25 protein-coding genes are annotated in these 25,096 nt (G+C 63.2%); 11 read left to right on the forward strand and 14 right to left on the reverse strand.

Going from position 1 to position 25,096, the window contains the following annotated elements; all coding sequences use genetic code 11:
* Window positions 1–203: 203 nt before the first annotated feature.
* Complete coding sequence (locus tag ACGLHT_RS06010) at window positions 204–1,583, forward strand: sodium:solute symporter (protein WP_025340155.1); 1,380 nt, start codon at window positions 204–206, stop codon at window positions 1,581–1,583.
* Window positions 1,584–1,772: 189 nt separating this feature from the next.
* On the opposite strand, the gene ACGLHT_RS06015 is transcribed toward ACGLHT_RS06010, so the two are convergent.
* Window positions 1,773–1,901, reverse strand: a complete 129-nt coding sequence (locus ACGLHT_RS06015) for a PA1414 family protein (protein WP_009683677.1) — start codon at window positions 1,899–1,901, stop codon at window positions 1,773–1,775.
* Window positions 1,902–2,025: 124 nt separating this feature from the next.
* Window positions 2,026–2,919, reverse strand: coding sequence for a LysR family transcriptional regulator (locus ACGLHT_RS06020; RefSeq protein WP_137164575.1), 894 nt, complete (start codon window positions 2,917–2,919; stop codon window positions 2,026–2,028).
* Window positions 2,920–3,025: 106 nt separating this feature from the next.
* On the opposite strand from ACGLHT_RS06020, the gene ACGLHT_RS06025 reads away from it, so the two are divergent.
* Entirely contained in the window at window positions 3,026–4,198 is a 1,173-nt protein-coding gene (locus tag ACGLHT_RS06025) for an MFS transporter (protein ID WP_137164576.1), read from the forward strand.
* A 127-nt stretch (window positions 4,199–4,325) separates the two neighbouring features.
* On the opposite strand, the gene ACGLHT_RS06030 is transcribed toward ACGLHT_RS06025, so the two are convergent.
* Entirely contained in the window at window positions 4,326–5,252 is a 927-nt protein-coding gene (locus ACGLHT_RS06030; protein ID WP_137164577.1) for a DMT family transporter, read from the reverse strand.
* A gap of 106 nt (window positions 5,253–5,358) precedes the next feature.
* Window positions 5,359–5,754 carry a hypothetical protein gene (locus tag ACGLHT_RS06035; RefSeq protein ID WP_013973698.1) on the reverse strand — a complete coding sequence of 132 codons (396 nt, stop codon included), beginning with the start codon at window positions 5,752–5,754 and terminating at the stop codon, window positions 5,359–5,361.
* 176 nt (window positions 5,755–5,930) lie between these two features.
* Between ACGLHT_RS06035 and ACGLHT_RS06040 the strand changes: the two genes are divergently transcribed.
* Together ACGLHT_RS06040 and ACGLHT_RS06045 are read left to right on the forward strand one after the other, a co-directional pair.
* Window positions 5,931–6,233, forward strand: coding sequence for a type II toxin-antitoxin system RelE/ParE family toxin (locus ACGLHT_RS06040; RefSeq protein WP_025340160.1), 303 nt, complete (start codon window positions 5,931–5,933; stop codon window positions 6,231–6,233).
* Window positions 6,226–6,519, forward strand: coding sequence for an addiction module antidote protein (locus tag ACGLHT_RS06045; RefSeq protein WP_025340161.1), 294 nt, complete (start codon window positions 6,226–6,228; stop codon window positions 6,517–6,519). The genes ACGLHT_RS06040 and ACGLHT_RS06045 overlap by 8 nt, the downstream gene beginning before the upstream one ends.
* 45 nt (window positions 6,520–6,564) lie before the next feature.
* On the opposite strand, the gene ACGLHT_RS06050 is transcribed toward ACGLHT_RS06045, so the two are convergent.
* From ACGLHT_RS06050 to ACGLHT_RS06060, 3 genes are all read right to left on the reverse strand, one after another.
* On the reverse strand, window positions 6,565–7,365 hold the full coding sequence (locus ACGLHT_RS06050; protein ID WP_274120178.1) for a LuxR family transcriptional regulator: 801 nt from the start codon (window positions 7,363–7,365) through the stop codon (window positions 6,565–6,567).
* An 85-nt stretch (window positions 7,366–7,450) separates the two neighbouring features.
* Window positions 7,451–8,683 (reverse strand): ethanolamine utilization protein EutH, encoded by a 1,233-nt coding sequence (gene eutH, locus ACGLHT_RS06055; RefSeq protein ID WP_025340163.1) that lies wholly within the window; start codon window positions 8,681–8,683, stop codon window positions 7,451–7,453.
* A gap of 98 nt (window positions 8,684–8,781) precedes the next feature.
* Entirely contained in the window at window positions 8,782–9,546 is a 765-nt protein-coding gene (locus tag ACGLHT_RS06060) for an SDR family NAD(P)-dependent oxidoreductase (protein ID WP_274120177.1), read from the reverse strand.
* 156 nt (window positions 9,547–9,702) lie between these two features.
* Here ACGLHT_RS06060 and ACGLHT_RS06065 point away from each other — a divergent pair, with 156 nt between their 5' ends.
* A complete protein-coding gene (locus ACGLHT_RS06065) occupies window positions 9,703–9,975 on the forward strand; it encodes a hypothetical protein (RefSeq protein WP_274079297.1) in 273 nt (90 codons plus the stop codon).
* Window positions 9,976–10,101: 126 nt separating this feature from the next.
* Here the strand turns inward: ACGLHT_RS06065 and ACGLHT_RS06070 are convergent, their stop codons facing one another.
* Entirely contained in the window at window positions 10,102–11,463 is a 1,362-nt protein-coding gene (locus ACGLHT_RS06070) for a DEAD/DEAH box helicase (protein ID WP_274120176.1), read from the reverse strand.
* Between the two features lie 103 nt (window positions 11,464–11,566).
* Here ACGLHT_RS06070 and ACGLHT_RS06075 point away from each other — a divergent pair, with 103 nt between their 5' ends.
* Window positions 11,567–12,868, forward strand: a complete 1,302-nt coding sequence (locus ACGLHT_RS06075; RefSeq protein ID WP_274120175.1) for a mechanosensitive ion channel family protein — start codon at window positions 11,567–11,569, stop codon at window positions 12,866–12,868.
* Window positions 12,869–13,001: 133 nt separating this feature from the next.
* On the opposite strand, the gene ACGLHT_RS06080 is transcribed toward ACGLHT_RS06075, so the two are convergent.
* The 4 genes from ACGLHT_RS06080 to ACGLHT_RS06095 all read right to left on the reverse strand — a co-directional run bounded on the left by ACGLHT_RS06080 (window position 13,002) and on the right by ACGLHT_RS06095 (window position 16,640).
* Window positions 13,002–14,378: a cytosine permease gene (locus tag ACGLHT_RS06080; protein ID WP_274120174.1), complete on the reverse strand. Its 1,377-nt coding sequence runs from the start codon at window positions 14,376–14,378 to the stop codon at window positions 13,002–13,004.
* Between the two features lie 72 nt (window positions 14,379–14,450).
* Window positions 14,451–15,332 (reverse strand): carboxylate/amino acid/amine transporter, encoded by an 882-nt coding sequence (locus tag ACGLHT_RS06085; RefSeq protein WP_274079300.1) that lies wholly within the window; start codon window positions 15,330–15,332, stop codon window positions 14,451–14,453.
* Between the two features lie 284 nt (window positions 15,333–15,616).
* Window positions 15,617–16,216 (reverse strand): FMN-dependent NADH-azoreductase, encoded by a 600-nt coding sequence (locus tag ACGLHT_RS06090; RefSeq protein ID WP_085704974.1) that lies wholly within the window; start codon window positions 16,214–16,216, stop codon window positions 15,617–15,619.
* A gap of 109 nt (window positions 16,217–16,325) precedes the next feature.
* Window positions 16,326–16,640, reverse strand: a complete 315-nt coding sequence (locus ACGLHT_RS06095) for a hypothetical protein (protein ID WP_012051530.1) — start codon at window positions 16,638–16,640, stop codon at window positions 16,326–16,328.
* Window positions 16,641–16,688: 48 nt separating this feature from the next.
* Between ACGLHT_RS06095 and ACGLHT_RS06100 the strand changes: the two genes are divergently transcribed.
* The 4 genes from ACGLHT_RS06100 (at window position 16,689) to ACGLHT_RS06115 (ending at window position 20,884) form a co-directional block, all read left to right on the forward strand.
* Window positions 16,689–17,612, forward strand: a complete 924-nt coding sequence (locus ACGLHT_RS06100; protein ID WP_137164599.1) for a LysR family transcriptional regulator — start codon at window positions 16,689–16,691, stop codon at window positions 17,610–17,612.
* Between the two features lie 13 nt (window positions 17,613–17,625).
* The gene (locus tag ACGLHT_RS06105) at window positions 17,626–18,438 is read left to right on the forward strand and encodes an alpha/beta fold hydrolase (protein ID WP_137164600.1); all 813 of its coding nucleotides are present in this window, start codon (window positions 17,626–17,628) and stop codon (window positions 18,436–18,438) included.
* Complete coding sequence (locus ACGLHT_RS06110) at window positions 18,432–18,989, forward strand: peptidylprolyl isomerase (RefSeq protein WP_085618620.1); 558 nt, start codon at window positions 18,432–18,434, stop codon at window positions 18,987–18,989. Before ACGLHT_RS06105 ends, ACGLHT_RS06110 begins: the two co-directional genes overlap by 7 nt.
* Window positions 18,990–19,051: 62 nt before the next feature.
* Window positions 19,052–20,884 carry an ABC transporter ATP-binding protein gene (locus ACGLHT_RS06115; RefSeq protein WP_274079301.1) on the forward strand — a complete coding sequence of 611 codons (1,833 nt, stop codon included), beginning with the start codon at window positions 19,052–19,054 and terminating at the stop codon, window positions 20,882–20,884.
* Between the two features lie 164 nt (window positions 20,885–21,048).
* On the opposite strand, the gene ACGLHT_RS06120 is transcribed toward ACGLHT_RS06115, so the two are convergent.
* Window positions 21,049–22,176, reverse strand: coding sequence for a GNAT family N-acetyltransferase (locus ACGLHT_RS06120; protein WP_274120219.1), 1,128 nt, complete (start codon window positions 22,174–22,176; stop codon window positions 21,049–21,051).
* Window positions 22,177–22,439: 263 nt separating this feature from the next.
* Between ACGLHT_RS06120 and ACGLHT_RS06125 the strand changes: the two genes are divergently transcribed.
* Window positions 22,440–23,684 (forward strand): putative porin, encoded by a 1,245-nt coding sequence (locus ACGLHT_RS06125; RefSeq protein WP_025340175.1) that lies wholly within the window; start codon window positions 22,440–22,442, stop codon window positions 23,682–23,684.
* A gap of 231 nt (window positions 23,685–23,915) precedes the next feature.
* Here ACGLHT_RS06125 and ACGLHT_RS06130 read toward each other — a convergent pair whose 3' ends face one another.
* Complete coding sequence (locus ACGLHT_RS06130) at window positions 23,916–25,037, reverse strand: beta-ketoacyl-ACP synthase III (RefSeq protein ID WP_274120173.1); 1,122 nt, start codon at window positions 25,035–25,037, stop codon at window positions 23,916–23,918.
* Between the last annotated feature and the right edge of the window lie 59 nt (window positions 25,038–25,096).

A 25,096-nucleotide genomic window follows, 5' to 3' on the forward strand; every position in this document is an offset into this window, starting at 1 on the left:
CCCCTGTGCATGGCAAGGGCTACGCCCTTTCGCGGGCACGCCCGCTCCCACAGGGGACTAGTGCAAGCCTCTAGAAAGTACCCCGGCAGGAGCCATATGGGAGGGCCATTGAGGCCCGCCAACAACACGACAAGACCGCCGGGCGCCGTGAACCCGCCCGCGTGGTCGATCTCGCCATAATAAAGATAATCGGGAGACCCCCAATGGCCTTGGACATCATTGTTGTAATGATCTATACCGCCGGCATGCTCGGGCTTGGCTGGTATGGCATGCGGCGCGCGAAAACCCACGAGGACTACCTGGTGGCCGGGCGCAACCTCGGCCCGGTCCTGTACATGGGTACCATGGCCACCACCGTGCTCGGTGGCGCTTCCACCGTCGGCACCGTGCGCCTGGGCTACGTCCATGGCATCTCCGGCTTCTGGCTATGCGCAGCCCTGGGCCTGGGCATCATCGCCCTCAACCTGTTCCTCGCCAAACCCTTGCTGCGCCTGCGCATCTTCACCGTGACCCAGGTGCTGGAGCAGCGCTACAACCCGGCCGCACGCCAGGCAAGCGCCGTGATCATGCTGGCCTACGCACTGATGATCGGCGTCACCTCGACCCTGGCCATGGCCACCGTATTGCAGGTGCTGCTCGACCTGCCGTTCTGGGCCTCGCTGCTGCTGGGCGGTGGTGTGGTGGTGCTGTACTCGACCATTGGCGGCATGTGGTCGCTCACCCTGACCGACATCGTCCAGTTCGTGATCAAGACCGTCGGCCTGATGTTCATCCTGCTGCCAGTGTGCCTGTACAAGGCCGGTGGCTGGGACACCCTGGTGGCCAAGCTGCCGGCGGCCAGCTTCCAGCTGACCACCATTGGCTGGGACACCATCATCACCTACTTCCTGATCTACTTCTTCGGCATCCTCATCGGCCAGGACATCTGGCAGCGGGTGTTCACTGCCCGTGACGAGAAGGTCTGCCAGCGCGCCGGCACCACCGCCGGTGTGTACTGCGTACTGTACGGCCTGGCCTGCGCCGCGATCGGTATGGCCGCGCATGTGCTGATGCCCGACCTGGCCAACCCGAACAATGCCTTTGCCGAGATGATCAAGACCACCCTGCCCGATGGCATCCGTGGCCTGCTGATGGCAGCGGCGCTGGCCGCCATGATGTCTACCGCCAGCGCCGGCCTGCTGGCTGCGTCGACCACCCTGACCGAAGACCTGCTGCCCAAGCTGCGTGGCGGCAAGGCGTCGAGCCTGGGCGTCAGCCGCCTGTTCACCCTGCTCACCGGCCTGGTGGTGCTGGGCATCGCCCTGGTGGTGAACGATGTGATCAATGCCCTGACCCTGGCCTACAACCTGCTGGTCGGCGGCATGCTGATCCCGCTGATCGGCGCGATCTTCTGGAAGCGCGCTACCACCGCAGGGGCTATCGCCAGCATGTCGCTGGGCTTTGCCACCGCGCTGCTGTTCATGTTCAAGGATGGGCTGGAGGCCAATACGCCGATCTACTACAGCCTGGCGGTTGGTCTGGTGAGCTTTGTGGTGGTCAGCCTGATGTCGCGTAAATCGGTGGCGGCGGTGAAGCTGGCCTGATAGATCGCGGCTGCCTGTACTGGCCCTTTCGCGGGTAAACCCGCTCCCACAGGAATATCACAGGTCTCGAGTGCTGTGGGGTACCTGTGGGAGCGGGTTTACCCGCGAAGAGGCCGGTACAGGCAACACACAACTGGCAGACACAAAAAGGCCGCTGCACCCACCCAGGTGCAGCGGCCTTTGTCTGTATCAGCGACGACGCGGTTGGCGTTTGCGCTGCTCTTCATCAGTCGGGATCGGCACCGGCTGCAAGGGTGGTGGAATCAGCCCCAAGGCGACAGCCAGGTCGTGGAGCCAGTTGGACAGTGGTTTATTCATAATGCCCCCTTGACGGGTCAGCCTCACGGCAATTCAATCCTGCGATGTTTCATACAGATCATAGCCCTATGTCCTGTATTACGCATGCCTCTACACCTACAGATACGGGCCATTTTGATACGGATCAAGCCGTAGCGGCGCATTCCGACGACTGGTTAATCGTTTCGCTTTGTTGCAGGTCGATCCAGGCCTGCAAATTCGCCCCGCGCATGCCCTGGCGCCACATCAACCAGGTGACCGCCTGATCGAACGGCGCCTGCAGCTGGTGCACCCGCACCCGGTCGCGCCCGGGCAGGCTGTCGAGCATCGACCTGGCCATCATCGCCACACCCGCGCCGGCGATCACGCAGGCCAGCATGCTCTGGTACGACTCGATCTCCATCACCCGGCCCATAGGCGTATGGGCATGGGCATACCAGGCCTCCAGGCGCATGCGGTACGAGCAGCCCTGGCGGAAGGTGAACACCGCCTTGCCCGCCACATCCTTGGCAGTGTGCACCACAGGGTGCTCAGGGCTGGTGATCAGCACCAGTTGCTCATCGCACAACGGCACGCCATCCAGCCCGGCCAGGCTCGGCGGCCCGTCCACCAGGGCCGCGTCCAGGCTGTGGTTGAGCAGGCCTTCCAGCAGTTCGCCACTGGGCGCTGCGCGTACCTGCAGGTTCACCGCCGGGTAGGCCTGGTGATAACGCGCCAGCAACCCCGGCAAATGGGTCGCCGCCGTGCTGTACATGGTCCCCAGCACGAAGTCCCCCGCCGGTTGGCCGCCCCGCACGGCGGCCAGTGCCTCGTCGCGCAAGGCTGACATGCGGTTGGCGTAATCCAGCAGCACCTTGCCCGCCGGCGAAAGCTGCAGGCGCTGGCGTTCGCGCAGGAACAGCTCGACACCCAGTTGCTCCTCGAGCTGGCGCAAGCGCGTTGACAGGTTCGACGGCACCCGATGCAGGCGCTCTGCGGCACGGGTGACCGAACCTTCCTCGGCCACGGCCTGGAAGATTCGCAGTTGGCTGAACTCCACGGCATTCTCCAAAACAGAACAACTTGATCATCATTATTCAATTTTATTGAAAAAGAAACCGCCCTAACCTGCCAGCCATCGCTTACATCCGTGCAGGAGACTCGTCATGTCGCCACTCATTCAACTGCTGGCCAGCGCCGTGGCGCTGATGATGGCCATGGGCATCGGCCGTTTCGCCCTGACCCCGCAGCTGCCGCAACTGATCGCCGAAGGCCAGTTCGACCTGACGGTCGCCGGGCTGGTGGCAGCGGCCAACTACCTGGGCTACTTCATCGGCGCGGTCGATGCCATGTTCGCTCGCTCGCCGGGCCAGGTGCGCCTGCGCCTGCACGGTGGGCTGTGGCTGTGCGTGCTGCTGACCCTGGCCTCATGGGCCGCAGACGGGTTCTGGAGCCACCTGCTGCTGCGCTTCGGCACCGGCGTGGCCAGCGCCTGGGTGCTGGTGATGATCACCAGCCTCAGCCAACAGGTGGCCAATGCCGACAACCGCCAGCGCCTGGGTGCCCTGGTGTTCGCGGGGCCCGGGCTGGGCATTGCGCTGACGGGTTTGCTGGCGCTGGTGGCGCATTTGTGGGGGCTGGGCTCGGCAGCACTGTGGCTGATCTACGCCGTGGCCGCGTTGGTGATGCTGCTGGCGGTCCGGCCTTGGCTGCCAAGGGCGCTGCAAGCGGCGCCCGTGCCGTCGGCTGCACGCCAGGGCCCGACGCGCAGTGTCGGCATCGGCCGCCTGGGGCTGGTGTATGCGCTGTATGGCGTGGGTTACATCCTGCCGGCCACCTTCCTGTCGCAAATGGCCAACCAGCAGTTCCACGGGCAGTGGCTGGCCGACCTGTTCTGGCCGGCGTTTGGCCTGGCGGCGGCACTGGGGGTGCTGCTGGTGAGCCTGCGGCGTGGCGGCCGCACCTCGGCCTGGCTCACCGCCACCCTGTGGCTGCAGGGGCTGGGTGTACTGGCCTGCCTGATGGGCGGGGGTGTCGGGCTGGCGTTGGGCGTGGTGCTGTGTGGCGGGCCGTTCCTGGCCTGCATGCAGCTGGTGATGCAACATTCGCGGGAGCTGGCGCCGCATGCCACGCAGCGCAATGCCGGGCTGCTGACGGCCTGCTTTGCCCTGGGGCAGTTGAGTGGGCCGCTGCTGGCGGCGGTCAGCAGCCATTACAGCGGCGGGCTGCAGCCGGCGCTGATGGTGGCTGCGGGTGGGTTGGTGGTGGCTGGGGGGCTGGTGCTGTTTGGCAGCTCTGCACAGCAGGGCAGCGCCTGTCAGGCCAAGGCAGCATCCTGAATCGTAGCTGCCTGTGCCGGCCTCTTCGCGGGCTCGCCCGCTCCCACAGGGGCCGCACAATCTTCAAGACCTGTGCAGTACCTGTGGGAGCGGGCGAGCCCGCGAAGAGGCCGGTACAGGTTATCGATCACCCCACAATCCGCCGCAACTGCTGCTTGACCCAAGGCTCGGCACTCACCAGGACCACCCCCAGCAGCACCATCAACGCGCCAACCACAAAGTTCAGGCTCAGCGGCTCATCCAGCAACAACACGCCGAAGGTCACCCCGAACAGCGGGGTGATGAACGAGAACACTGCCAGGTTCGACGCCAGGTATTTGCGCAGCAACCAGAACCAGGTCAGATAGCTGATGAACGACACCACAATCCCCTGGAACAGCACGCTGCCCATCGCCAGCGGCGTCAGCGTGACCGCGCCGATCTGGCCGCTGAGCAAGGCAATCAGCAGCAACCCGGCAAAGCCCACCGCCAGCTGATAGAACAGGGTCAGGGTCGCCGGTGCTTCCGACAGCCGCGAGCAACGCACCACCACCGTGGTCGCCCCCCAGGCCAGCCCGGCGATCACGCCAAAGGCATCCCCCAGCAGGGTGCGGCCATCCATGTGCTCGAACGACATGCCGCCGGCAAACGCCATGGCAATGCCGCCGAAGGCCAGCAGGATCCCCAGCCATTGCAGCAGCCGCAGGCGTTCGCTGGGCAACCTGAAATGCAGGCCTAACGCGGTAAACACCGGCGCGGTATAGAGGAACACCGACATGTGCGCCGCAGAGGTCAGCTTCAGCCCCTCGGCAATGAACAGGAACTCCAGGCCGAACAGCCCGCCCGCCACCACCCCGGCACGCCAAGTGCTGCCGACCTGCTCCCAGCCCCCGCGCCAGCACAGCATCAGGCCCACCAGCACGGCGGCGATACCGTTGCGCAGGGCCGCCTGCATCACCGGCGCGATATCGATGGCGGCAGTCTTGATCAACACCTGCTGGCAGCCCCAGATCAGGCACAGCCCCAGCATCACCTGGAAGGCAAAGGCGTCGGGGTTCTTGCGGACCGCGCTCATAGGCGGGCCTCTGTGGTGGTCATTGGCATGGGCAAGGGCTCGGCAGTGTTCAGGAACTACCGATTATCGGGTTTCCATGGCCGCCCTTGCCAGCCTCAAAACGACCTCAGGCAATCTGTGCCTTCGCCGACACCTGCTCGAAGGTGGTTTCGTCCAGCGCATCCTCCTGCTCGTCCAGCACCTGGCGCGGGTGCTCGAAGCCGGGAATGCTGCTGTCGATCAGGCTCATCAGCCGCGAACCGCGCTCGGTTAGCACGAAATTCTCGCCATTGCCGCCATCCTCTTCGGGCCGGGTTTCGATGAAACCACGCTCGAACAACAACCTTTCGTACTCGCAGGCACGGGTTTTCAGGTGGTCTAGGTCGCCCACCGGCTCCCCCTTGGCAGCCAGTGCCGCAGCGTGCTGCTCGGCATAGGGGCGTGGCGTGAAGCTGTGACCGGCGCCGTTCTGCACCTCGTGCAGCAAACGCTCGATCAGGTCCCAGTCGTAGGCGATGCTCATGGCTACGGGCTCCTGCTGTGGACGGAAGGGGTACACAGGTTGGGACCTGCCGGTGAGCCGTGGTGTTCCGAAAGATCTTGCACAGTGATACGCCACGCTCTGAAGCCGCTGGTACCGCAACAGGCAGAAACCATTTGCTGTCTAGCCACCTGTAGTTTATAAACTACATTCACTCGATGAAAAAAATCGAATCCAGCAGTTTCAGACATTGGGTGACCGGTCTCCGAGACGTTAGTGCCAGAGCCCGAATCATTTCTCGGATCAACCGGTTGATGGAGGGCCTGCCTGGCGACGTATCACCGGTTGGCCACGGCGTCAGTGAGCTCAGGGTTCACTATGGGCCTGGCTACCGGGTGTACTTCCATCAGGCTGGCAGCACATTTGTCATTCTGCTTTGCGGCGGCGACAAAGGCAGCCAACAGCGTGACATCAAGGCAGCCCACCAGATTCTGCGTTCGTGGAGGATGCAAAATGACTGAAACCTTCTCTGATTTCGACCCCGCCCAGTACCTCACTACCCCTGAAGCGATCGCGCAGTTCATGACCGACGCACTCGAAACCGGGGATGCCGGCTATGTCGCCAAGGCTGTAGGCGTGGTAGCGCGTGCAAAAGGCATGAGCGAGCTGGCTAAAGAAACCGGTCTGTCGCGAGAGCAGCTCTATCGGTCTTTCAGTGAGCATGGCAACCCGACTCTGAAGTCGTTCCTGACCGTGATGAAGGCGCTGGGAATAGACATGACGGCGCGGCCTCACCTCGCTGGGTAATAAACGAACACGCCGGCTCTCAGCTGATCGGTTAACGCGCTCAGGTTACTGCTTGACCAGATAGTTGATGAACAACCGAAACAGCTCCGCATTCCCGGCAATCCCCAGCCGCTGCCAGATGTTGTGGCGGTGTACTTTCACTGTGCCCTCCGAGATGCCCAGCTCGCGTGAGATCGACTGGCTGCTGTGCCCTTGCAGAATCAGCTTGGCCACATGCCGCTGGGTTTCGGTCAGCTGGCCCTGGAGGATATCGACGAAAGCATCTTCCAACTGGCTGTCGGACTCCTGCGGGTCGGCGAGGTCATCGACATGTGCCAGGCGCAGGTGCTGGCTGAAAATGGCATCGATGACCGGCGTCAACGCTGCCAGCCGCTGCGCTTCCTCGGCCTCGAACGCGCCCTTGTCCAGGCCACGCATCAACGAATACACCAATGCGGTCCGTGGCCTTACCGGCACGATGAAACCGATCTCCTCGATCAGGCTGCCGTGGTGCGACGAGACGCAGGGGTGGATGTCGTGGGAGATGGAAAAGCCCGAGGCGAAGAAGCTGTCCGGGGCCAGTTCGCGCATCCGCCACAGGCCACCCGGGTGGTTGTTGGTACAAGCGACGTAGAACGGGTCGAGCAGATAGCCGCCGCGCAGGTAGGCTTTCAGCGTACGTTCGGCGACTCGCTGGTTGTAGCCGTCATGAATCAGCCGCGCGGGCTGGTTGAAGCGAAACAGGTAGGCGCAGCTCATGTCGAAATCGACCACGCCCTTGAGCGCGGTGTCGAGGGCCGGGCCCAGGGCATCGCTGCCGATGCTGCGAATGACCGCACCCAGGCGGTTGGCGTTGTCGCTGTTCATTGCGGAGGCCCGTGCGGTGTGGGAGAAGGCGCAAATGCCGCCCGGCTGTGCAAGCCCGAACGGCATTGAACGATGCCTGGCCCTGTCAGTGCAACGGTGCACTGGCGGGCAGCAGGCCGGCCTCTTCTTCCTGGCGACCCAGTTCCAGTGCCTTGGGCACCGCCAGCCAGTAGGCCAGCAGCATGCCCAGCAGGCCACCGGCGAGCTTGCCGATGATCAGCGGCCCGATCAGCGTGGGCTGGAAGTTGGCCGAGTAGGCCAGGTGATCACCAAAGGTGAAGGCGGCGCACACGGCAAAGGCAATCACCAGCACCTTGTCTTTCGGCGGCATGTCGGCCACCAGGCGGAACATCGCCAGGATGTTGGCCGAGGCCGCGAGGATACCGGCCGCGCCCACCGGCGACAGGCCGAGTTTCGACGCCACCTTTTCGATCGGCTGCGACAGGAAACGCTTGATCAGGTAAACCATCGGGAACGCACCGCACAGCATGATACCCACGTAGCCGGCAATCTCCAGCGCCCGGAATTGGTCGTCCTTGTCGGCGATGATCGGGGCAAAGCCCCAGCCACCGAAGAGCGAAGTGAACGCACCGGTGAAGTATTCGACGATCGACGCCACCAGCACCAGCGTCACGGCGGCATACATCAACTGCCCCAGCTTGAGGAACAGGCTGACCATGAGGTTGGGGAAGTAGCGCAGCGCCGCTGCCAGTGCCACGCAGAACAGGATCAGCGGCGAAAGGTTGCGCAGCAGGGTCGGCAGGGTGAAGTGCAGCGCCTGGGTCGCAGCGCCTGCCGTGGCGATGTCCGGGCGCACGCCCAGGCCCATGGCCTGCATGCCCATGGCGATCAACACGATGCTGATCGGGATGCTCAGCAGCCCGGCCATGATGCCCAGCGCCATGTACTTGTGGTCGGCCTTGTTGAGCATTGCCAGGCCCACCGGGATGACGAAGATCACCGTCGAACCGCACTGGAAGCCAGTGATAAGGCCGAGGATCCAGCCTTCGGGGCTGTGCGACAGCGCCTGGGCCAGCTGGTAGCCGCCCAGGTCCGAGGCGATGAAGATCGGCCCGGCAATGCCAGCATCGGCGCCCATGGCCAGGAACAGCGGGCCGATGAACTGGCTGATGAAACTGGAAATGAACGGGATGGCGGCCATGATCCCGGCCACCGGGATGAAGATCGGGCCAATGCTGTGCAGGCCGGCGGTGAACTCCTTGGCCAGCTCGGATTCCGCATTGACGATCGATGCGATCGCGCCGATCACGGCGCACACCATGATCACGTAGATGACGTAAGTGCCTATGTTTTCCATCTGCTGCCTCTGTCTTGTTGGAATTGGCTTTGTGGGCAGAATTGAAGGGTGCTGCGTGTTGTTCTTGTTGGTGCCGGCAGGGTACTGCCGGCCGGGCATTACATGGCGGTGTAGGCGTTGTCGACGAACAGGTGCGAGCCGCTGACGAAGCTCGACTCGTCACTGGCCAGGAACAACGCGGCGTTGGCCACTTCGGCCGGGTCGCACAGGCGCCCCTGCATGGTCTTGATCGCTTCGTCGGAAGCATCCACGCCAAAACCACGCAGCAGGTCGAGTTCGCGGCGGCCATGGGCGGTGCCGATGAAGCCTGGGCAAATGGCGTTGCTGCGGATGTTCTGGTCACGGTATTCCACGGCCAGGGCGCGAGCGAACATGTGGCAGGCGCCCTTGGTGGTGCAATACAGCACCTCCATTGGCGTGCCGACCACCGCCGAGATCGACGAGGTGCAGATCACGCTGCCGCCGCCGGCGGCGAGCATGCCAGGCAACACCGCCTTGGTGACCAGGAACATGCTTTTTACGTTGATGCTCATCAGCCGGTCCCATTCCGCTTCGCTGGTTTCGAGGAACGGGCCGGCGGCGATGATCCCGGCGTGGTTCATCAGCACGGTGATCGGGCCGAAGTGCACCTGGGCCTGGGTTACGGCGCGGTGCACCTGGTCGGCCTGCGACACATCGGCGGCGACGAACAGCGCCTGGCCGCCATCCGCGTTGATGCGCGCCGCCACGGCTTCGCCCTGGCTGGTCGGCAAGTCGAGGATCACCACCTTGGCGCCCTCGGCGGCGAACAGTTCCGACGCGGCCAGGCCACAACCACCTGCGCCGCCGGTAATCAGTGCCACCTTGCCTTTCAATCGATCCATGGGTGTGTTCCTCGGTTGTCATGTTTGTGGCTTCAAACTAGAGCCGAGGATGAGCGCGGTAAATATACCCAGGGGTATAGCCACCGGTCGAAGGCGCTGAACTAACGGCCAGGCGCATGCCTCCACCGGGCATCACCACCGCCGGAGGTAGGAAGGATGAAACCGCTGCTGCCCATTGCCTGCGCCACTGCTCTGTTCTGCGCCCTGCCCGCCTGGGCCTGCACACCGGAAGAAGCAACGCAGAAACGTGAAGAGCTGGCCGGGTTGGTCACCCAGTTGACCGAGCAGAACCCGCAGAAGGCCAAGGAGATCAATGACGAGCTTCAAGGGATGGAGCTGGGGACGGCGAGCAAGGATTTGCCCGACAAGTGTCAGCTGATCGACAAGCGGATCAAGGAGTTGAAAGAGGCGGAGAAAAAGGCTGAATAAGGTGTCGCCTGTCCTGGCCCCTTCGCGGGCACGCCCGCTCCCACTTGGACAACACAGCCTTCGATATCTGTGATTATCCTGTGGGAGCGGGCGTGCCCGCGAAGAAACCAACAGCGCTACTGAAGGTTACTCAACCGCAGGCTTGCGCTTTTTCAGCGGCGCCAGGCCGTCAGCGCTGGCCAGCGGTGCATTGGCCTTCGGCTTGGCGGTTGGCTTGCGCTTGGCGGCCGCCTTCTTGTCACCGGTCTTCTTCTCGACCTTTTTCTTCTTGCTGCCAGCCGCCTTGCCCGAGGCCTTGACCTTCTTCGGCCCGTTGTAGGTGCCCTTCACTTCCTTGATCACCCGGCGCTCGAACTGCTGCTTGAGGTAGCGCTCGATGCTCGACATCAGGTTCCAGTCGTTGTGGGTGATCAGCGAGATCGCCAGGCCTTCGCCACCGGCACGGCCGGTACGGCCCACGCGGTGCACGTACTCGTCACCGCTGCGCGGCATGTCGAAGTTGATCACCAAGTCCAGGCCGTCGATGTCCAGGCCACGGGCCGCAACGTCGGTAGCCACCAGCACCTTGGAGCTGCCCTGCTTGAAGCGGTCCAGGGCCAGCTTGCGGTCCTTCTGGTCCTTCTCGCCGTGCAGCACGAAGGCCTTCACGTCCTTGGCCACCAGGTGGCCGTAGATGCGGTCGGCCAGGGCGCGGGTGTTGGTGAAGATGATCGCCTTGTCGAAGGTTTCGTTGGCCAGCAGCCACTGCACGATCTGCTCTTTGTGCTGGTCGTGGTCAGCGGTGATGATCTGCTGGCGGGTGCCTTCGGCCAGCTGCGAGACGCTGTTGAGCATCAGGTGCTCTGGGTCTTTCAGCACCTTGCCGATGATGTCGCGCAGGGCCGCACCACCGGTGGTGGCGGAGAACAGCAGGGTCTGCTGGCGGTTCTCGCACTCCTTGCACAGGCGCTCCATGTCTTCGGCAAAGCCCATGTCGAGCATGCGGTCGGCTTCGTCGAGGATCAGCACCTGCACGTGGGACAGGTCGAGGTTGCCGGCATTGAGCTGCTCGAGCAGGCGGCCCGGGGTGCCGATCAGCACATCCGGCACCTTGCGCAGCATGGCGGCCTGTTCCTTGAAGTCTTCACCGCCGGTAACCAGGCCCGACTTGATGTAGGTGAACTGCGAGAACAGCTGTACCTGTTTGAGGGTCTGCTGGGCCAGTTCACGGGTCGGCAGCAGGATCAGCGCGCGGATCTCGACGCGGCGTTCGCGCAGGTCGACCAGGCGGTTGAGCAGCGGCAGCACGAAGGCCGCGGTCTTGCCGCTGCCGGTCTGCGCGGTCACGCGCAGGTCACGCCCTTGCAGGGCCAGGGGGATGGCCGCGGCCTGCACCGGGGTTGGCTCGACAAAGTTAAGCTCGGCCACGGCTTTAAGCAGGCGTTCGTGCAGGGCGAATTGGGAGAACACGGAGGTAACCTCAGGCAAGTGCGGAAAATTCAGTTGCATAGGGTAACGTTTTCTGCCGCCTTAGCCGAATTTCTTTTGGCAACTTTGTCGCCATCCGCGCTCTAATGGCGCTTCGTTTGGCAACAAGACTGTACGCAAGCCCATGGATATCCAACGAATCTGGCGTGACTCCCTCGACCTGTGGGGCACGCTTGACCAACATCCGATGCTGCACGCGGCCATTGGCCTGGCGGTGCTGCTGCTCATTTCCCTGGTCATCGGCCGCCTGGCACGCTTCCTGGTGCTGCACGGCGCCCGCCTGCTGGCCCGCCAGCCAGCACTGAAGTGGCTGGATGACCTGCGCAACAACAAGGTGTTCCACCGCCTGGCACAGACCACGCCATCACTGGTGCTGCAGTTCGGCCTGAAACTGGTGCCCGAGCTGTCCGACACCGCCCAGCACTTCCTCGGCAATGTCGCCCTGGCCTTTACCCTGCTGTTCATGACCATGGCGCTGTCGTGCCTGCTGGATGCCCTGCTCGACATCTATGCCCGCACCGAACACGCCCGCACCCGCTCGATCAAGGGTTACGTGCAACTGGCCAAGATGATGCTGTGGATCTTCGCCTCCATCGTCATCGTCGCCACCCTGATCGACCGCTCGCCACTGTTGCTGCTGTCGGGTCTGGGTGCGATGTCGGCGGTGCTGCTGTTGGTGTACAAGGACACCCTGCTGTCGTTCGTCGCCAGTGTGCAGCTGACCAGCAACGACATGCTGCACGTGGGCGACTGGATCGAAATGCCCCAGGTAGGCGCCGATGGCGATGTGGTGGACATCACCCTGCACACGGTGAAGGTGCAGAATTTCGACAAGACCATCGTCTCCATCCCCACCTGGCGCCTGATGAGCGAGTCGTTCCGCAACTACCGCGGCATGCAGCAGTCCGGTGGCCGACGCATCAAGCGCAGCCTGTTCATCGATGCAGCCGGCGTGCGGTTCTTGACTCGCGAGGAAGAACAGCGCCTCACCCAAGTCAGCCTTCTGCGCGATTACCTGGCGGGCAAGCGCCAGGAACTGCAAAGCTGGAACGAAGCCCTGGGGCCGGTGGCCGAGCTGTCGGCCAACCGCCGCAAGCTGACCAACATCGGCACCTTCCGGGCGTTTGCCCTGGCCTACCTGAAGAACCACCCCAACGTGCACCCGAACATGACCTGCATGGTGCGGCAAATGCAGACCACCGCCGAGGGTGTACCGCTGGAGATCTACTGCTTTACCACCACCACGGCCTGGGCTGAGTACGAGCGGATTCAGGGGGATATCTTCGACTACCTGCTGGCGGTGTTGCCGGAGTTTGGCTTGAGCCTGTATCAGCAGCCAAGTGGCAACGACATGCGGGTGGGGTTGAGCGGGCGTGTATCGCAGGAGCCTGTGCCGCGTCGGCTGGAAGACATGAGCGAGGCTTGATATTGCCGGGGCTGCTTCGCAGCCCATCGCCGGCAAGCCAGCTCCCACAGGTACTGCACACGTCTCGAATTTTGCGCGGTGCCTGTGGGAGCTGGCTTGCCGGCGATGGGCCGCAAAGCGGCCCCTTTCCGAGTCAGGTGTGCACATTCATGGTTGTCGAAAGCCGGTTGCTCTCGCGCCCATGGACCATGCAATACAGCGCACCGGCCAGGATCAACCCCATCGCCCAACTGATATCCGCCCCCAGCCACTCGGCCACGAACCCCGTGTAGAACGAAAGCTTCATGAACGGGATGGTACCGATGATCGACACAGCGTACACACTCAGGCTTCGACGATTGAAGCACCCATAACGCCCCTTGGAGTCATACAGCGCCCCGACATCATAGTGGCCTCGGCATACCCAGTAGTAATCCACCAGGTTGATCGCGCTCCATGGGATCAACAGGTACAGCTGGCCGATCAGGATGTCGGCAAAGAACGTATCGAAATTGTATTGGGTAGCGATGGCGATCACCGTTGCCGCTGCGGTCAGCCCAGCCATCACCAAGGCCTTGGCAGTCGCGGTCACGCGCCGGATGGTCTTGAAGGCGCCAAAGATCGTGACCGACGACATGTAGGCGCTGTACAGGCACAGGACGTTGTACTGGATCACCCCCAGTGCAATCACTGCCAGCGCCAGCGGCGCCCACGGGCCAAACAACGCGGCAATGGCTGTGGCCGGGTCATGCCCCAGTGCCGAGGGCAATTCCACCGCCACCAGCGCGCCGAGCGCCATCATGGCGAAGGAGCCCAGCGCACAACCGCAATAGGTGGCCCAGAACGTGGCGCGTGGATTGACGTTGGCCGGGAGGTAGCGCGAGTAATCGGCTACATAGGGGCCATACCCCAGCGTCCAGGAGGCCGACTGGGCCACGATCAGGTTGAAGGCGGTGAACGAGAAGCCGGTACTCACTGCCGTCGTGGTTGCCATGTCGCCGGGGTGCAGCAGGATCAGCACCAGGGCGCCGGCAAAAACCAGCGTGGACAACAGGGTCATCCATGCGCCCAGGCGGTGGATGAGTTCGTAGCCGACAAAGCCGATGACAAAAGTCAGCAAGCCGACCACCACGATCGCCTGGTCATCGCTCATGGGCACCAGCGCCTGCAGGGCATTGCGCATCAGCACGCCGCTGGCGGCGAGGAACAGGACTGCGGCCGTGACCATCACCAGCAGAGGGAGCGCGGCACCATGGACACCGAACTGGGCCCGGCTCTGGATCATTTGTGGCACGCCCAGGTGAGGCCCCTGGGCAGAATGCGCGGCCATGAACACGGTGCCGATCAGGTTGCCGACCAACAGGCCCAGCAAGGTCCAGCCCAGACTCAGCCCCGAGGCAGCGCCCAGGGTGCCGACCATCAGGGCGGTTATCTGGAAATTGGAGCTGAACCAGATGGTGAACAATCGTTTAGGCGTGCCATAACGCTCGGCGTGTGGGACAAATTCGATACTTCGCGTTTCTAGCTTCACGCCGGTCTCCCGATTTTGTTTTCATGATTATCGGGTAGGGACTGGCGGAATTTGGGTTCAGTAACGAACGCGTCATAGCTGGCTGCGCCATGGCTTGCTTGATAACGTCAGGGTACCCAGGCGGCTCATCCACACCGACGCCAGGATCACTGCCCCGCCGATGAACAACCTGCCCAATGGCTCGTCCTGGTTCCAGATCAGTAGATTGAGCAGCAACCCTACCGGCACATGCAGGTTGTTCATCACCGCCAGCGTCCCGCCCGAAACCATGCAGGCGCCCTTGTTCCACCAGTACAGCCCCAGCGCCGTCGGGCACAGGCCCAGGAACAGCAGCACCAGCCACTGCACATCGGTGGTCGGCAGGTGCTGGGCGTTGCCAAACAGCAGGAAGGCCGGCAACACCACGATCAACGCGCCCAGGTAGAAGTAGCCAAAGCGCTTGTAGTGCGGCAGGTCGCTGGGGTGGCGTGCAACCAGATGGCGGTACAGCACCTGGCCGGCGGCGTAGGTGAAGTTGGCCAGTTGCAGCAGCAGGAAGCCGATGAAGAACTCGCCGCTGATGGTGTCGAAGCGGATCACCGCCGCGCCGGCCACCGCCACCAGCGCTGCCAGCAGCGCCCACGGGTTGAAGCGCCGGTTCATGGCGTCTTCGATCAGCGTCACGTGCAACGGCGTGAGAATGGTGAACAGCAGCACCTCCGGCACGGTGAGCACGCGAAAGCTCAGGTACAGGCAGACGTAGGTGATGCCGTACTGCAGCGCGCCGATCAGCAGCATCGAGCGCATGAAGCGCGGCTCGACCTGGCGCCAGCGGGTCAGCGGCAGGAACACCAGGCCAGCCAGCACCACGCGCGCGAGCACGGCAAAGTAGCTGTCGACGTGCCCGGCCAGGTACTCGCCGATCAGGCTGAAGGAAAACGCCTGGATCAGCGCGACGATTATCAGGTAGCCCATGGTTGCCTCTCGTGGATCAAGGCCGCGACCTTAGCGGGTTGCGGGGAATGAGTTCAACCATGAGGAATGTGGGGCTGTGCCGGCCTCTTCGCGGGCTTGCCCGCTCCCACAGGGACATCACAGTACCTGAGACCTGCGGTGTACATGTGGGAGCAGGCAAGCCCGCGAAGAGGCCGGCACAGGCACCCATGAAATTCCAGGCATAAAAAAGCCCGGCCATGCAGGCCGGGCAGGTACACCCAAAGGAGCAACAACAGGTGTCAGGGTTGGGAATTCGCTAAGCCTCAGGCCACCGCCGCCAGCTTGGCCTTGGCCTGGTTGACGCCCTTCTCGTGGAAGTCAGGGCTCATGTTCAGGCCTTCGGCATGGATGAAGTCGACATCGTGAATGCCGATGAAGGCCATTACCTGGCGCAGGTACGGTTCCTGGTGGTCGCTGGTGGCGCCGGCATGGATGCCGCCACGGGCAGTCAGGACGATGGCGCGCTTGCCGGTCAGCAAGCCCTGCGGGCCGGTGGGGGTGTACTTGAAGGTGATGCCGGCACGCAGCACGTGGTCCAGCCAGGCCTTGAGGGTGCTGGGGATGGTGAAGTTGTACATCGGCGCAGCCATCACCAGCACGTCGGCGGCGAGCAGCTCATCGGTCAGTTCGTTGGAGCGGGCCAAGGCGTCCAGTTCGGAAGCACTGCGCTGTTCTTCGGGCTTCATCCAGCCACCCAGCAGGTTGGCGTCCAGGTGCGGCACCGGGTTCACGGCCAGGTCGCGCACACTGATCTGATCGGCCGGGTGGGCGGCCTGCCACTGCTGGATGAAATCACGGGTCAGCTGACGGGAAACGGAATCCTGCTGGCGGGCGCTGCTTTCGATGATCAGTACGCGGGACATGGGGGGCCTCCATCGGCAAAAAGGGTTGCGATTCGATGGAGGTGAGATTACGGCTTGACCTATCGATAAAAAAGCGTAAAAAGTGGGTTCAATCTATCGATTTATCAGTTTATTCTGCACTGCAGTTCAAGGCGATCCGTAATTTGATGATCTGCCGGTTGAACTTGGCAGTGACATCGACGCTTTTACCGGCCGGTACGTTCACCCGGCGCACCCGCGGTGCCTCGGGGCCATTGCGGAAAGTCACCTTGCACGCGGCCGGTACCTGCCCATAGTTGTTGAGGGTGATGGCGCCAATGTCATAGGCCGTGTCATAGGCGGTGTAGTCGAGCTTTACCCCGGTCAGTTCTTTCTCAACGTCGATGGGATAAGCCATGGCCCCGAGGGGCAGGCACATCAGTATTGCCGCACAACATTTCTTCATGGGCCGCTCTCCTTGAAAGAGCGCAGCTTAGGACAACAGGAGCGAAAGATGAAAGCGCCGCGCGTAACCCTTGACCAGTGGCGAACCCTGCAGGCAGTGGTCGATCACGGTGGGTTTGCCCAGGCCGCCGAGGCACTGCACCGCTCGCAGTCATCGGTCAGCTACACCGTGGCCCGCATGCAGGAGCAACTGGGCGTGCCGCTGCTGCGCATCGACGGCCGCAAGGCGGTGCTCACCGAGGCCGGCAATGTCCTGCTGCGCCGTTCGCGCCACCTGGTCAAGCAGGCCAGCCAGCTCGAAGACCTTGCCCACCACATGGAACAGGGCTGGGAGGCCGAGGTACGCCTGGTGGTCGATGCCGCCTACCCCAGTGCCCGCCTGGTCCGCGCCCTGGCCGCGTTCATGCCGCAGAGCCGTGGCTGCCGGGTGCGCCTGCGTGAAGAAGTGCTGTCTGGTGTCGAGGAAGTGATGCTCGAAGGCATCGCCGACCTGGCCATCAGCAGCTACAGCATCGGCGGCTACCTGGGCGCCGAACTGAGCGCGGTGGAGTTCGTCGCCGTCGCCCACCCCGAACACAGCCTGCACCGCCTGGGCCGCGAATTGACCTTCCAGGACCTGGAAAGCCAGTTGCAGGTGGTAATCCGCGACTCCGGCCGCGCCCAGCCGCGCGATGTCGGCTGGCTGGGTGCCGAGCAACGCTGGACCGTCGGCAGCCTGGGCACCGCCGCTACCTTCGTCAGCAGTGGCCTGGGCTTTGCCTGGCTGCCCCGCCACATGATCGAGCGCGAGCTGCGCGAAGGCGTGCTCAAGCCGTTGCCGCTGGATCAGGGTGGCAGCCGCCATCCACTGTTCTACCTTTATTCGAGCAAAGAGAAGACCTTGGGCCCGGCTACGCAGATTCTCATCGACCTGCTGCGCAATTTCGACACCGCGCCACTGGACGTGCCCTTCGCAGCCCCCCCACAAGCCTGAGAGGACCGCGCCCATGGCCTATTTCGAACACGAAGGATGCGCACTGCATTACGAGGAATATGGCCAGGGCGAACCCCTGGTATTGCTGCATGGCCTGGGCTCCAGCTGCCAGGACTGGGAGCTGCAGGTGCCGGTGCTCAGCCGCTACTACCGGGTAATCCTCATGGACATCCGCGGCCACGGCCGCTCCGACAAGCCACGCGACGGCTACCAGATCGCCACCTTCAGTGCCGACCTGCTGGCCCTGCTCGAACACCTGCACACCGGCCCGGTGCACTTCGTCGGCCTGTCCATGGGTGGCATGGTCGGCTTCCAGTTCGCCGTCGATCACCCGCAGTGGCTGCGCAGCCTGTGCATCGTCAACAGCGCCCCCGAGGTCAAGCGCCGCACCCGCAGTGACTGGGCGTGGTGGCTCAAGCGCTGGGGCCTGGCGCGCCTGCTCAGTGTCGAAACCGTCGGCAAGGGCCTGGCCGAGCGGCTGTTCCCCAAACCGCAGCAGGCCGAACTGCGGCACAAGATGGCCCAGCGCTGGGCACGCAACGACAAGCGCGCCTACCTCAAGAGTTTCGATGCCATCGTCGACTGGGGCGTGCAGGAACGCATCGGCCAGATCCACTGTCCTACCCTGGTGATCGCCGCCGACCACGATTACACCCCGATACAACTGAAAGAACGCTACGTCGCCCTGATGCCCCACGCCAGGCTGGTGGTCATCGACGATTCCCGGCACGCTACACCCCTCGACCAACCCGAGGTCTTCAACCAGACCCTGCTGCAGTTCCTTGCAGCCGCTTCCACCTCTCAAGGATCTTTGAGCCCATGCTGAAAAAACTCCTGCTCACCGCCTGCTCGGTCGCCTTCGCCACCAGCGTCATGGCCTCCGACAAGACCCCGCACGTACTGCTGGACACCAGCTTCGGCCAGGTCGAAATCGAACTGAATGCCGAGAAGGCGCCGGTCAGTACCAAGAACTTCCTCGAGTACGTCGACAGCGGCTTCTACAACAACACCATCTTCCACCGTGTAATTCCGGGCTTCATGGTCCAGGGCGGCGGTTTCACCGACCAGATGGTCCAGAAAGACACCAAGGACCCGATCAAGAACGAGGCCAGCAACGGCCTGCAGAACACCCGTGGCACGCTGTCGATGGCGCGCACCTCCAACCCGAACTCGGCCACCAGCCAGTTCTTCATCAACGTCGCCGACAACGATTTTCTCAATCCGGGCCGCGACGCCGGTTACGCCGTGTTCGGCAAAGTGACCAAGGGCATGGAGGTGGTAGACCAGATCGTCAATTCACCGACCACCGTCAAGAAAGGCATGCGCGATGTGCCGGCCGATCCGGTCTACATCAAGTCCGCCAAACGCATCGACTGACCGCAGGTTTCACAGGGACGTGAAACCTTCCGGGGTCGGGTAGCACAGGAGTCTTGTCACCCATGCTGTACCGCCGTTTCGAGCAACTGATCGACATCTTCCGCGACGCGCCCAGCGAGTCGCCACCCGGCCAGGTGTGGCCGTTCTACCTCTACTACCTGCGCCAGGTGTGGCCGAGCTTTGTCGCCCTGCTGGTGGTGGGCCTGGTCGCCTCGCTGATCGAGGTGGCGATGTTCAGCTACCTCAGCCGCATCATCGACCTGGCCCAGGGTACGCCCAATACCAATTTCTTCAGCGAACACAGCGGCGAGCTGATCTGGATGCTGGTGGTGATCCTGCTGCTGCGGCCGGTATTCTTCGGCCTGCACGACCTGCTGGTGCACCAGACCATCAACCCCGGCATGACCAGTCTGATCCGCTGGCAGAACCACACCTATGTGCTCAAGCAGAGCCTGAACTTCTTCCAGAGCGACTTCGCCGGGCGCATCGCCCAGCGCATCATGCAGACCGGCAACTCACTGCGCGACTCTGCGGTGCAGGCGGTGGATGCGCTATGGCATGTGCTGATCTACGCCATCACCTCGCTGGTGCTGTTCGCCGAGGCCGACTGGCGCCTGATGCTGCCGCTGTTGCTGTGGATCGCCGGCTACATCGCCGCGCTGTTCTACTTCGTCCCCCGGGTGAAGGAGCGTTCGGTGATTTCCTCCGACGCCCGCTCCAAGCTGATGGGGCGCATCGTCGACGGCTACACCAACATCGCCACCCTCAAGCTGTTCGCCCACACCGACTTCGAGCAGCAGTACGCCCGCGAAGCGATCCGCGAACAGACAGAGAAAACCCAGCTGGCCGCACGCGTGGTCACCAGCATGGACGTGGTCATCACCACCCTCAATGGCCTGCTGGTGGTCGCCACCACCGGCCTGGCGCTGTGGCTGTGGAGCCAGTCGCTGATCACCGTCGGCGCCATCGCCCTGGCCACCGGCCTGGTGATCCGCATCGTCAACATGTCGGGCTGGATCATGTGGGTAGTCAACGGCATCTTCGAGAACATCGGCATGGTCCAGGACGGCCTGCAGACCATCGCCCAGCCGGTCACCGTCACCGACCGGCCCAACGCACCGGCGCTCAAGGTAAGCCGCGGTGCGGTGCGTTTCGATGACGTGGACTTCCATTACGGCAAGGCCGCCAACGTGATCGAAGGGCTCGACCTGGACATCCGCCCGGGCGAGAAGATCGGCCTTATCGGCCCGTCCGGGGCAGGCAAGTCGACCTTGGTCAACCTGCTGCTGAGGCTTTATGACGTGCAGGGCGGGCGCATCCTCATCGACGGCCAGGACATTGCCGAAGTGAGCCAGGCCAGCCTGCGCGCGCAGATCGGCATGATCACCCAGGACACCTCGCTGCTGCACCGCTCGATCCGTGACAACCTGCTGTATGGCCGCCCCGATGCCAGCGAGGCGGCGCTGCATGAAGCGGTGCGCCGGGCCCGCGCCGACGAGTTCATCCCGCAGTTGTCGGACGCCCAGGGGCGCACCGGTTTCGATGCCCATGTGGGCGAGCGCGGGGTCAAGCTGTCGGGTGGCCAGCGCCAGCGCATCGCGATTGCCCGGGTGTTGTTGAAGAATGCACCGATCCTGATCATGGACGAGGCCACTTCGGCGCTGGACTCGGAGGTGGAGGCAGCGATCCAGGAAAGCCTGGAGACGCTGATGCAGGGCAAGACGGTGATCGCGATTGCCCACCGGCTTTCCACCATCGCGCGGATGGACCGGCTGGTAGTGCTGGACAAGGGGCGGATTGTCGAGAGTGGCAGCCACAGTGAACTGCTGGAGCAGCAAGGCTTGTATGCCCGGTTGTGGCATCACCAGACCGGGGGGTTTGTCGGGGTCGACTGATCAGGGCAACAGCGCGCTTCCTGTAGGAGCGGCCTTGTGTCGCGAAAGGGCTGCGCAGCAGCCCCAGGTTTCCAGCTTCGCAGCAGAAATAGCTGGGGCCGCTTTGCGACCCTTTCGCGACACAAGGCCGCTCCTACAGGATTTGCGCCGGCCTTGAGCCAGGATCAGTCCCGGCGATAGGGCAACATCCCCCTGGCCTCCTCGGCATAGGCCCGCACCCCTTCTCGCTCCTGCGCCAGAAAATCCTCCACCGCCCGCCGCAGCCCCGGGTGCAGCAGGTAGTGCCACGACCGCGTCAGCACCGGCTCGAAGCCGCGAATCAGCTTGTGCTCCCCCTGCGCCCCGGCATCGAAACGCTGCAGCCCTTCGGCGATGGCAAAGTCCATGCCCTGGTAGAAACAGGTTTCGAAATGCAGCCGGTCGAATTCGTCCAGGCACCCCCAGTAGCGGCCAAACAGGCTGTCGCCCCCCACCAGGCTCAGGGCCATGGCCACATCACGGCCACTCTGCCGCGCCATCACCACGCGCAAGGCCTCGGGCATGCGCTCGGCCAGCAGGCTGAAGAACTCGCGTGTCAGGTAGGGCGCACGGCGGCGCACCGCGTAGGTATTGGCGTAGCAGCGGTAGACGAAATCCCACTGCGCCTCATCCAGTTCCCCCCCACGGTACCAGCGGAATTCAATACCGTGCCCGGCCACCTGTTCACGCTCCTTGCGCATCTGCTTGCGCTTGCGCGAACTCAGGCTGTCGAGAAAATCCTGGAAGTCACGGTAGCCGTGGTTACGCCAATGAAACTGGCAACCCAGGCGCTCCATCCAGCCCGGCTGGCCGGCCAGCTGTTCGTCCAGCGCCGGCTCGGTGAAATTGATGTGCGCGCCAGACAGCCCGCCCTTGCCCAGGTACTCCGGCAACGCCTGCAGCACCAGCAGACCATCGGCTGGGTCGGCGGCGAGCAGGCGCGGGCCGCTGACCGGGCTGAACGGCACGGCACCGAGCAGCTTGGGGTAGTAGGCAATGCCGGCCCGCTCACAGGCATCGGCCCAGCCATGGTCGAACACGTACTCGCCAAACGAGTGCCATTTGCGGTACGCCGGCAGCAGCGCCCGTACCTGCCCGTCACGTTCCAGCACCAGGTGCTCGGCGGCCCAGCCGGTGTTGCGCGCGACGCTGCCGCTGTCCTCCATGGCGCTGAGAAACGCATGGCGCAGGAACGGTTGGCCGGCCGGCACCAGGGCATCCCAGGTGGCCGCCGGTAGATCACGCAAATGGGCAAGGCTGTACAGGCTGGTCACGGTTTCGGCTCGCTGTTTCAAGGTACCCAGTATCCCCAAGGAAGGCCCGCCACTCAAATCACGATAGCCGGGACAGATCCTTTTATTCTCAATTACTTAACCGCAGTGCCACTAATTCGACATTAATCTGTCATTCGCCCCCGCAATACTTGCGCCTGTTTTCCGGAACCCCAGAACCTGTCTATTCAGGCCCTTTCCGAAGACATGCCAACACAGGGGCGGGCGCTTGAGCCTCCCCCATCTTATTCAACAGGGAGAACCTTATGCGTCTTGTTTCTACACTTACCGGAGTGAGCCTCACCGGCATGATGCTGGCTCTGAGTACTCCGGCCAGTGCAGCTGTCGACGCCAAGCTGCTCGAAATGCTCCGCGCCAATGGCTCGATCAACCAGGCGCAGTACAACGAACTGCAGGCGGACCTGGCTCAAGAAACCAAGGAAAAGGCCGCTCAGAAAGCTCAGTCCGAACGGATGAGCTCCTTTGAACAGAAAGTGGCATGGGCCGCCAAGACCCAGATCAAGGGTGATGTGCGCCTGCGTTACGAAGACGTCAACGTCGACGACCCGATCGCTCGCAGCGGCAACCAGGACCGTGAACGTGTACGTGCCCGTGTCGGCTTCTACAGCGAGATCAACCCGCAGGTCGACGCCGGCGTGCGTGTGGCCACCGGCAGCAGCGCCGATGCCCGCTCGACCAACCAGAGCCTGGACAACTACTTCGAGAAGAAATCGCTGTGGGTCGACCTGGCCTACCTCGACTGGCACCCGACTGCCGTCCCGAACCTGCACCTGATCGGCGGCAAGATGCTGCAGCCATGGGTGAGCATGGGCGACATCATCTGGGACAGCGACATCAACCCGGAAGGCCTGGCCGCTACCTACAAGACCAACCTCGGCCCGGCCGAAGTGTTCGGCAGCATCGGCCACTACAACCTGAAGGACAACGTCGACGGCGACGGCGTGCAGTTCAAGCACGACGCACAGCTGTACGCGGCCCAGCTGGGTACCAAGTTCAACGCGGCTGACACTGTCAAGGTCACCGTCGGCGGCAGTATCTACGGTTACGACAACGACAAGGAATCTGCTGCCCTGCGTTCGCTGGGCAACACCACCAACGAGTTCCAGCTGGTGGAAGGTTTCGGCCAGGTCGACTTCACCGGCTTCGCCATCCCGCTGTCGGCCTACGGCCAGTTCGTCAAGAACACCGAAAGCACCGATGGCAAGGACAAGGCCTGGCTGGCTGGTTTGAAGAGCAAGATCGGTGCCTGGAGCCTGGACTACAACTACCGCGACGTGCAGCGTAACGGTGTAGTCAGCCTGTTCACCGACTCTGACTTCGGTAACGGCTTCACCGGTTCCCGTGGCCACAAGTTCAAGGTGGGTTACGAAATCGACAAGAACTTCGCCCTCGGCGCGGCCTACATGATGGCCAAGACCGACTTCTCCAACCTGCCGAACAGCGATGCTGACGTAGACACGCTGCAGGTAGACCTGGAAGCCAAGTTCTAAGCGAAACCCTGCACTGCTTCACCTGAAGCGGGAAATGCCGACCCCATCCGGCATTTCCCGCTTTTTTTTGCCTGTGAAATTGCAGGGGGCTGCCTTGCAGCCCTATCGCGACACAAGGCCGCTCCTACAAGAGAATGCGTCCGTTGCAGGTACGCGATCTCCTGTAGGAGCGGCCTTGTGTCGCGATAGGGCCGCAGAGCGGCCCCGGCAATCTCGGATCAGACGAAGCAATCAGCGCTTGCGCAGGATCACGCTACCAATCGAGTACCCCGCACCGAACGAGCTCAACACGCCCAGCGAGCCCTTGGCCAGGTCGTCCTGGTAAAGGTGGAAGGCAATCACCGACCCCGCCGAACTGGTGTTGGCATAACGGTCGAGAATCACCGGTGCATCTTCCTCGGCCACTTCACGCCCCAGCAGCTTCTTGACGATCAGGTGGTTCATGCTGAGGTTGGCCTGGTGCAGCCAGAAGCGTTTCACATCGCTTGGTTGCAGCCCGTTTTCCTGCAGGTGCTCACCGATCAGCTCGGCCACCTTCGGGCACACCTCGCGGAACACCTTGCGGCCTTCCTGGATGAACAGCTTGTCCGCCGCGCCCTCGCCCTCTTCCGCCGCGCGGTTGAGGAAGCCGAAGTTGTTACGGATGTTGTTGGAGAACTCGGTCCACAGCTTGCTGCTGACGATGTCGAACTGGTGCGCCGAGGTGGCCTTGTCGGCACGCTCGAGCAATACCGCAGTGGCAGCATCACCAAAGATGAAGAGGCTGTCGCGGTCACGGAAGTTCAGGTGGCCGGTGCACACCTCCGGGTTGACCATCAGCACCGCGCGCGCCTGGCCCAGGGCCACGCTGTTGGCGGCGGTCTGGATACCGAAAGTGGCCGACGAGCAGGCCACGTTCATGTCGAAGGCAAAACCCTGGATGCCCAGCGCCTGCTGCACTTCGATGGCGATGGCCGGGTACGGGCGCTGCAGGTTGGAGCAGGCGACGATCACCCCGTCGACATCGGCTGCCGTGCGACCGGCGCGCTCCAGGGCCTGGCGGGCAGCGGCCACGGCCATTTCGCAGAGCACCGACGGTTCGTCGTTGGAGCGCTCTGGCAGGCGCGGCTTCATGCGCTGCGGGTCGAGGATGCCGGCCTTGTCCATGACGAAGCGGCTCTTGATGCCCGAAGCCTTTTCGATGAACGCCGCATCGGACAGCGGCGCCGCCTCGACTTCACCGCGCTCGATGGCGGCGGCGTTGTCCTGGTTGAACTGCTGCGACCAGGTGTTGAAGGACGCCACCAGTTCTTCGTTGGAAATGCTCTGGGCCGGGGTGTACAGGCCGGTGCCGCTGATCACGACGTTATGCACGGTCGTTCCTCTGGTCAAAGGCCATCGCCACGGGGCGCTGGCTGGAAACATGACAGGTT

Origin of the sequence: Pseudomonas sp. PsB, from assembly GCF_043658375.1 — a bacterium.
Classification (GTDB): Bacteria; Pseudomonadota; Gammaproteobacteria; order Pseudomonadales; family Pseudomonadaceae; genus Aquipseudomonas; species Aquipseudomonas putida_Z.

What these genes read in the sequence shown, in the direction of transcription:
- ACGLHT_RS06010 (WP_025340155.1), top strand. Translation starts at nt 204, where the DNA reads ATGGCCTTGGACATCATTGTTGTAATGATCTATACCGCCGGCATGCTC.
- ACGLHT_RS06015 (WP_009683677.1), bottom strand. Translation starts at nt 1,901, where the DNA reads ATGAATAAACCACTGTCCAACTGGCTCCACGACCTGGCTGTCGCCTTG.
- ACGLHT_RS06025 (WP_137164576.1), top strand. Translation starts at nt 3,026, where the DNA reads ATGTCGCCACTCATTCAACTGCTGGCCAGCGCCGTGGCGCTGATGATG.
- ACGLHT_RS06030 (WP_137164577.1), bottom strand. Translation starts at nt 5,252, where the DNA reads ATGAGCGCGGTCCGCAAGAACCCCGACGCCTTTGCCTTCCAGGTGATG.
- ACGLHT_RS06035 (WP_013973698.1), bottom strand. Translation starts at nt 5,754, where the DNA reads ATGAGCATCGCCTACGACTGGGACCTGATCGAGCGTTTGCTGCACGAG.
- ACGLHT_RS06040 (WP_025340160.1), top strand. Translation starts at nt 5,931, where the DNA reads ATGAAAAAAATCGAATCCAGCAGTTTCAGACATTGGGTGACCGGTCTC.
- ACGLHT_RS06045 (WP_025340161.1), top strand. Translation starts at nt 6,226, where the DNA reads ATGACTGAAACCTTCTCTGATTTCGACCCCGCCCAGTACCTCACTACC.
- ACGLHT_RS06050 (WP_274120178.1), bottom strand. Translation starts at nt 7,365, where the DNA reads ATGAACAGCGACAACGCCAACCGCCTGGGTGCGGTCATTCGCAGCATC.
- eutH (WP_025340163.1), bottom strand. Translation starts at nt 8,683, where the DNA reads ATGGAAAACATAGGCACTTACGTCATCTACGTGATCATGGTGTGCGCC.
- ACGLHT_RS06060 (WP_274120177.1), bottom strand. Translation starts at nt 9,546, where the DNA reads ATGGATCGATTGAAAGGCAAGGTGGCACTGATTACCGGCGGCGCAGGT.
- ACGLHT_RS06065 (WP_274079297.1), top strand. Translation starts at nt 9,703, where the DNA reads ATGAAACCGCTGCTGCCCATTGCCTGCGCCACTGCTCTGTTCTGCGCC.
- ACGLHT_RS06070 (WP_274120176.1), bottom strand. Translation starts at nt 11,463, where the DNA reads ATGCAACTGAATTTTCCGCACTTGCCTGAGGTTACCTCCGTGTTCTCC.
- ACGLHT_RS06075 (WP_274120175.1), top strand. Translation starts at nt 11,567, where the DNA reads ATGGATATCCAACGAATCTGGCGTGACTCCCTCGACCTGTGGGGCACG.
- ACGLHT_RS06085 (WP_274079300.1), bottom strand. Translation starts at nt 15,332, where the DNA reads ATGGGCTACCTGATAATCGTCGCGCTGATCCAGGCGTTTTCCTTCAGC.
- ACGLHT_RS06090 (WP_085704974.1), bottom strand. Translation starts at nt 16,216, where the DNA reads ATGTCCCGCGTACTGATCATCGAAAGCAGCGCCCGCCAGCAGGATTCC.
- ACGLHT_RS06095 (WP_012051530.1), bottom strand. Translation starts at nt 16,640, where the DNA reads ATGAAGAAATGTTGTGCGGCAATACTGATGTGCCTGCCCCTCGGGGCC.
- ACGLHT_RS06100 (WP_137164599.1), top strand. Translation starts at nt 16,689, where the DNA reads ATGAAAGCGCCGCGCGTAACCCTTGACCAGTGGCGAACCCTGCAGGCA.
- ACGLHT_RS06105 (WP_137164600.1), top strand. Translation starts at nt 17,626, where the DNA reads ATGGCCTATTTCGAACACGAAGGATGCGCACTGCATTACGAGGAATAT.
- ACGLHT_RS06110 (WP_085618620.1), top strand. Translation starts at nt 18,432, where the DNA reads ATGCTGAAAAAACTCCTGCTCACCGCCTGCTCGGTCGCCTTCGCCACC.
- ACGLHT_RS06115 (WP_274079301.1), top strand. Translation starts at nt 19,052, where the DNA reads ATGCTGTACCGCCGTTTCGAGCAACTGATCGACATCTTCCGCGACGCG.
- ACGLHT_RS06125 (WP_025340175.1), top strand. Translation starts at nt 22,440, where the DNA reads ATGCGTCTTGTTTCTACACTTACCGGAGTGAGCCTCACCGGCATGATG.